This window comes from Dolichospermum sp. LEGE 00246 (assembly GCF_015207865.1).
Classification (GTDB): Bacteria; Cyanobacteriota; Cyanobacteriia; order Cyanobacteriales; family Nostocaceae; genus Dolichospermum; species Dolichospermum heterosporum.
In genome coordinates, this window is record NZ_JADEWA010000281.1 from 1 (window position 1) to 7,181 (window position 7,181).

Annotated in this window: 6 protein-coding genes; 2 read left to right on the forward strand and 4 right to left on the reverse strand. The window is 38.7% G+C overall.

What is annotated here, in order from left to right:
• Together IQ228_RS17260 and IQ228_RS17265 are read right to left on the reverse strand one after the other, a co-directional pair.
• Window positions 1-2,452: caspase family protein (locus IQ228_RS17260; protein WP_193963715.1), on the reverse strand; the 2,452-nt coding region annotated here is incomplete at its 3' end.
• A gap of 106 nt (window positions 2,453-2,558) precedes the next feature.
• Window positions 2,559-3,758, reverse strand: coding sequence for an AIPR family protein (locus IQ228_RS17265; protein WP_193963717.1), 1,200 nt, complete (start codon window positions 3,756-3,758; stop codon window positions 2,559-2,561).
• Between the two features lie 381 nt (window positions 3,759-4,139).
• On the opposite strand from IQ228_RS17265, the gene IQ228_RS17270 reads away from it, so the two are divergent.
• Complete coding sequence (locus IQ228_RS17270; RefSeq protein WP_193963719.1) at window positions 4,140-4,757, forward strand: DNA-3-methyladenine glycosylase; 618 nt, start codon at window positions 4,140-4,142, stop codon at window positions 4,755-4,757.
• Complete coding sequence (locus tag IQ228_RS17275) at window positions 4,754-5,428, forward strand: SAM-dependent methyltransferase (RefSeq protein ID WP_193963721.1); 675 nt, start codon at window positions 4,754-4,756, stop codon at window positions 5,426-5,428. Before IQ228_RS17270 ends, IQ228_RS17275 begins: the two co-directional genes overlap by 4 nt.
• Before the next feature lie 31 nt (window positions 5,429-5,459).
• Here IQ228_RS17275 and IQ228_RS17280 read toward each other — a convergent pair whose 3' ends face one another.
• Both IQ228_RS17280 and IQ228_RS17285 read right to left on the reverse strand, forming a co-directional pair.
• The gene (locus IQ228_RS17280) at window positions 5,460-6,326 is read right to left on the reverse strand and encodes an alpha/beta fold hydrolase (RefSeq protein ID WP_193963723.1); all 867 of its coding nucleotides are present in this window, start codon (window positions 6,324-6,326) and stop codon (window positions 5,460-5,462) included.
• Window positions 6,327-6,473: 147 nt separating this feature from the next.
• Complete coding sequence (locus tag IQ228_RS17285) at window positions 6,474-7,034, reverse strand: hypothetical protein (RefSeq protein ID WP_193963725.1); 561 nt, start codon at window positions 7,032-7,034, stop codon at window positions 6,474-6,476.
• Between the last annotated feature and the right edge of the window lie 147 nt (window positions 7,035-7,181).

Here is a 7,181-nt window from a genome sequence, read left to right on the forward strand (position 1 = left end):
GTCCTAATCCCTTGTTTTCATGATTATACACAGACATCCATACCATTTTATTATTAACAACAATGTTTTTGAAAGTAAAATTTTCTGTGCCTTTGATGGGTAAAGCTCCGCTAATTTGTTGTTTTAACTTATCTAAATCTTTATTGAGTTTAAATGAAATGAGAAACTGCCAAATCAACCAACCAGCAATTATCACAAATCCCATACTAAATACAGTTCTAAGTAAAGTTAATTTTCGTTCACGATCGCGTGCAACTTTATCCTTATCCCTCTGCAACTGACTAATTTGCACAAATTCATGAGCCAAGACGGACAGATGTACAAATTCAACTTTTTGATATAGAAAATTCTCAGCTTCAACTAACTTCTCTCCTTGTAATAGGTAAGTAAAATCATTAGGCTTTCCTTTATCCTGCCATTCCTCAGCCGCAAATTGAATCTTTCTTTCAGTTTTGATATTGCCACGGTTACTATCTAACAACTCCCGTAACCTTGACCAATGGCGAATTAATACTTCATGAGATACATCTACTACCGCTACTTTTTTATTTCCCTTTCTTTGCTCACTAGTAATGATTAACTTGGCTTGAACTAACTTTTGAATCACTCGCTCTATCAAAGCAGTAGATTTGGGTTCTGTAACTAAATCTTGTTGAGCTACCTGTTTACGAGTATCCGGTGCACCATCCCCAAGCTGAGTTAATTTGATAAAAATTTGGTTAGCTATTCTTTGTTCTTCTGGTAAAAAACTTTTATAAACATCTTCAGCTAAATTTTCTAAAGTTTTTTGTACTCCACCCAATTGAATATAACTATCTAACTTTAACCAATTCAGGGTTTTTCTTTGCCATAATTGCTCTAAAGTATATGACAAAAGAGGTAAAAATCCTGGCTCTGGCTCGGATAGCATTAACTCATTTTGAGCATACAAATGTGGAATTACTACTCTTAAATCTTTGAAAATAGTATTAATTAAATTTTCCTCAATCTTGCATCCTAATTTTTTTGCTGGTTCAATAATCGCTCGCCTTAACTCCTCTGTATTCATCGGTGTTACTATTACCAGATTATTTTGCATTAGATCAGCTAATTCCCAATAGGTAGCACACTTACCCAGAAAATCGTCTCGCATGGCAAAAATCAGACAGAGTTTATCTCCAGTTTCTTTTAAAGCATCTAACAAAGTAAAGATAAACTTCTGGCGGTCAGTTTGACTTTGACAAACAGTAAAAACCTCTTCAAACTGATCCACAATCAACAATGTACGCGGAAACTTAGATACTTTAATCAATCTTGCTAATCCCTCTCCTCCCAAGACTGCCTCTTCTGCTTCTTTTAACTGCTTTGCTCGCTCAATATCTGTTACTTCTTCATCTAAAAATGCCGTTGCCAAACCTACTAACGGCTGCGCTCCTGGGGTAAAAAACCGTATTTTCCACAGTTCAGTTCCAGGTAATCTACGCTTCTGTTGTAACTGGTACATCAAGCCGGCTCGAAGTAAAGAAGATTTTCCACTTCCTGAAACTCCTAAAACTGCCAGAAAGTTTGCTTTACCAACCTGAACTCGCTCAATTAGTCTTTCAGTTAGTGCTTCTCGTCCATAAAAATAGGGTGCATCTTCAACATCAAAAAACCGTAATCCTTTGTAGGGACAGATTCCGTCTGGAGTAGGAGTGAAAACTTCTTCTTGTTCACCCGTCAAAATAATTTCACTGTTGGGGTTGTACCAAATTGGCTGTTGGGGAATGTCTTTGAGTGCTTGGGTAATATGTGCAATCAATCTGTCATTGTTCACTACACCATCGGGTTGTTGTTTGGGGTCAAGACCTCCCCAAAGTGCCTGAGAGAATACCCCGTGCTGTCCTTGAATATCTTCTTCAGCTAGTTCAAATTCTCGTGCTGCTGCAATCAAAAACCTGGTTTGACCTTGACCGGCTGTTCCCAAGTCTGCCTCGGTAAAGTTGAGTAATTCGCCACTGTAACAGCAATCTAGCCAAACAATTTGCTGAGGTACAGGACTCTTTTGCAATAGTTCTCGCAACCATCGCAATGAGACTCCCCACTGATTTCTTTGGGGATGAACATCACTGGTAGCTAAAAAACCTTCGGTAACGCCGCCCCGATTTTTCCGCAAGCCATGACCAATAAAATAAAGTAAAGCTGTTTGGGGAATGTTCTCTCCTGTGGGGTTGAACAATTGAATAATTGCATTCTCCAAAGTCTCCGCATCTATAGGCTTTGGCGGATTCGCCTCGACTTGGCGCTGTCCATCCTGAATGCTTTCTGGCAATCGCCGTACTTTAAAGCCACCGTATTTTTCTAACCGTTGAGCGATCGCCTCAGCATCACTAGCAGGTGTTCTCAGATGCTTCGCTTTATTTTTACTATCTTTCAGAAATAGGTACTGGTTAACCCCTACTACCAGCGCATCTCGATATGTTACTACTTTCATTCTGGCATTGCATCTATATAAAAATAGCGATCCGGTTTGAGTTGTGAGAATTTTTTTCTAACGTAAACGTGGATTGGCGTTTATAAATGCTGAGTTTTTCTCCTAACTATTTTAACGTTAATTCCTCACGTTTAGCAGAATTAACCATCTTCACCAAAAGCTGATTCAGATAACTTTGGGCAAAAATATACAGACTATCCCAAATTTCTTGATTACGACAGATTTTCGCACCCACCGTATTACCAGCAATTTTCTCGGAAATTAAATACTTACGAAAATAAGTACCCCACAACTGTTGAAGAAAATCTTCAGAGAAGTCCTCAAAAGGCACAATCCAGTTATATTCTTTATCTAGAAAGACCCTGTAAGATGCAACTATTGGTAACGCTAAATCTCCTGGCGCACCAAACCCAAAAGAATATTTACTGTCAGCCAGAAGGGTATTTTTCCGCATATCAATAGATGCTAAATCATTGATCCCTTTTCTTTTAGGTGCGCTGATATATTCTTGAATAATTTCATACAGCCTTTGTTCTATCCACATAGCTTTAGCCAGCAGCGGCAGTAGCTTGGTTAATCTTTCCCTCTCACCATCAGAAAGTTGACTAGGAGTGCTGCTAACAGACGGGTGCTTAGTTCTAGTATTACCTTCGGGATTGTATCTATTTCTATCCAAGCAGTTTAGTAACTTGAACAAATGGGTAACATTACAATGGGTATTTTTAGGAACACCGCTTTGGTTCTGGTAATAAGCTACTCTAAATTTTCTACTTTCTTTAAGTTCTAACTGGGCTAAATAACCTTTGATAAAGTCATAATCTCCCCTAGCATTGACCTTAGAGCGAGAATCAACAGGTGATGTGGTATTTGATGCTAAAGCTATATCTTTGGCTTCAGTTTCTTCTAGTCCAATGTGAATAGTAATTTTGACCCGTGCTTCGCTAACGTCATATTTATAATTTTTAGCACTATCAAAAGCTAAAACAGTGTGACCACCATTGATAACGCCATCACTTCCACCCTCAGCAGCTTCTAAAACCTCTAGTTCCAATTGTTTTTGGTCTCTACTAGGTTTAACTTTATTGGCACAGAGAACTATACCACTGTGACGCTCAAAGAATTTCTCTGGTTCGGTAGTGAGAGAGTCAAAGATTTGCCTGTATGTTGAACTTTTGCGATTTGGTTCTCTGATGTTTGGTTCTAGAGGTAAGTCTGTAGGGAATGTATCTACATGGGCAGTAGCGATAATACAATCAGGTTTAGCATGGAAATAATTGTCTACTTTAATAATCCAGTTTTTTGGCATGGTTGATTTTTCTTTTTAGTAATTATAAGGATAACGGGGCGCAACACAAAAAAAATTACAGCATATGGCAAGTAAATAAAGTACAAAGCTAGTAGTCTGTCAAGAAGTCAGAGGGAACAGGGAACAGGGAACGGGGAACAGTGAAACCCACCCTTTACCCTTCTAAGGGTGAGATTGAAAACTTGGACGTGCCGGGTACTGTATGACTTCTACGTCGTCATGCAAGCTGTAGCCATAGGACTAACTCCTGAATTTTGCTCTATATGCTCTCCAAAGGAAAGTATAAGACCTTAAAAACGAAGGGAAACGGTTGTTAAATTTTTGCACAGATGTGGGAATTATAACCAATTAACCAATCAGAGTGGATGACTTCAAATTTTTATGAATTACGCAGTTGCTATTGACACATTAAAACAAACAGATCCAATTTTAGCCAAGGTAATAGAACAGGTGGGGGAGTGTAGACTCAATCAAGTCCAGCAAACAGGGGATTTATTATCTTCACTTTGTCGGTCAATAATTTACCAACAATTATCAGGTAAAGCAGCAACAGCTATTCACCAGAGATTTTTACAACTTTACACTGTTTTAACCCCCAGCGATATTCTCAACACCCCAGACGATGTTTTGCGAGAAGTTGGCATTTCTCGTCCTAAGATTTCATATCTGAAAGACTTAGCACAACGATTTGATAAATTACCCACTATAGATGATTTGCTGTTAATGGATGATGAAAATATCATCAAAATCTTAACTGAAGTTAAGGGAATTGGACGGTGGACAGTGCAGATGTTACTGATGTTTAGATTACATCGTTGGGATGTTTTACCTGTAGATGACTTGGGTATTCGTAATGCTATCCATCGCCTTTATAGTCTACCAGAAATTCCTAACAAACCAACTGTAGAAAAATTAGGAGAAAATTGGAAACCCTACCGCACAATCGCTTGTTGGTATCTGTGGGATAGCTTGTCAATCACTAAATCAGAAAAAACATGAAATTAAATGAAGTTGTGCCTTGGGGTAAAACACTACAAGAGTATAAGTTAATGTTTAATCTATCTGAAATAGACCTAAACAAGAAAATTCTTGGCTGTGGTGATGGTCCAGCAAGTTTCAATGCTGAAATGACAGAACTTGGATATTCAGTTGTTTCCATTGACCCCATTTATGAGTTTTCTGGAAACCAAATTAGACAACGAGTACAAGAAACTTATGAATCAATCATCTCGCAAGTTAAGCAAAATGTAGACCACTATATTTGGAATAATTTTCATGATCCAGAACAACTTGGTTACGCTCGTCTGGCCGCAATGGAGAAGTTTCTGCTAGATTATGAAATCGGTAGAATAAAAGGGCGTTATTTGTGGCAATCTCTACCAAAATTAGAACTGGCTGATAATCAATTTGAACTATGTGTTTGTTCTCATCTACTATTTCTATATTCAGATCACCTATCTCTTGATTTTCACATTGCATCTATTCATGAACTTTTGAGAATCTCAAAAGAGGTGAGGATTTTCCCCTTATTGAAACTTGATTGTGAACCATCACCTTATCTTGATTTAGTGATCAAAAACCTCTCTAGTCAACAGTTTGATGTAAAAGTGCAGCCAGTTGCTTATGAATTTCAAAAAGGGGGCAACCAAATGTTGAAAATAAACAGATAATGTGGGTGTTGCATAAATGCCGGATGACTTATCACACCAAATGACCAAGACTTAAAAACCTAGCAATTTCATTCAACATTAATTGTGGTTCATCAACACGAATCAAATGTCCGCTGTTCTCAAATATTTTCAACTGAGCATTAGGAATAGCTTGAGCAATTTCTTCAGAAAATTCTGGGGCGCAGATCCAATCATGCCGCCCTGCAATCACAAGAGTTGGTGAGGTAATTTTATGTAATTCGTTGAGGATATTGTAGTCATTTAAGAAGCCACTAAAGGCAACATTAATGGCATCAACTGAGAGGATAGTTTGGTCTGAGTCTGGGGAATTTAATTTCCCTTCATTGCTTTGGGAATACATTGAACCCATCACCCGAAAGAATTGGCGTAGCTGTTCTTCATTTTCAAAATTACCTGACCAAAGTTGAAGAGCAACTGCTTTTTGTTCTTCGTTTCCCCGTTCTGCTAAAATCTCCTGAGCGCGTTTTAGAAACCGGGAATTAGCTGCTGTGGCAATGACAATCAAGTGTGAAACATTTTGGGGATACTTCACAGCATAAGAAAGAGCAACCATACCTCCATAGGAAGAACCGATTAAAACGATTTTCTCCAGTCCTAGATATTGGCGTAAGGCTTCCATATCGTCAACATTATTATCCAGGGTATAGGTTTCTTTCAGTCCACGGGCTGACCTTCCCTGGCCCCGATGGTCAAAATAGACTAGCTGGAGGTGATGCACCAGGGGAGAAAAGCACGGTTTATAACTGGTATGATCAACTCCAGGTCCACCATGAATAATCAAAGCAACAGGTTTCTCTCGTATTTCTTGTTCTTCAACCACCAAACCACAGCCGTCAACATCAAAATAGATTTCTGTATCCCGTATTTTAGCTCGCATTCTTGAGTTTTATCCCCAGCAGTTGATGTTCAATTCTGTTGTTATCATAACCATTTTGAGCTATCAATTGACCCCAAAGAACCTATTTAAAAATCAGACTTTGCATATTTGCGGGATGAATTAGAACCTGAAACAACGAATCGCACCCTACTGCTTAACCGGATAATATAATCCGTCTTGCTCCTGAAATTTCCATCCCAAGCTCATCGGGTCACGATTCCTTGACCAACTGATAAATTCCTTCTCACTCTTGCTTTCTCGTTCTCTAATTAAACTCTGCGGTGTAACTCCCAATCGTTGCGCTAAATTTTCATTAGCAAAAGAAGTTATTTCTACTGGTTGCTGTTGATACTGATAAGGATATCCTGAACGCCGGGGTTTAGAGTTACCACCACCGTATTTGCCAGAAGCAAGCGCCCGTTCTATTTTTTCCAACTGAATACCTTGGACTTCCAGTTTAGTGGACACCAGTTCATCTTGTTGGGTAAGGTGTGTTTCCAGTTTTCCCAGTTTTTCCTCCACCTGCTGTAATTCGCTGGTTGCTTCCAGTTTTACGCTGCTATCAAAACGCGATATCACTTCCTGTAAGCCTTGCAGTAAAGCAGTTGTATGACCATCACGGTGTATTTTCGCCAAGTCACGTACTACAGAGATTAGTACACTAGGCACGCGAATCATCTCACTGGGTGGGGTCTTGTTGGCAGTCATGATAGCTAGAATTGATATCAATTATTATAACCCCGAAGCAGTGGTTTTCCTGGCTTGATTTTTGAAACGTACTCCTTTTAAAAAACTATATGTTTAATAATTATTGTGAATAATATCAGCTTGTTAATAAGCTTCATAAGCTAAAAT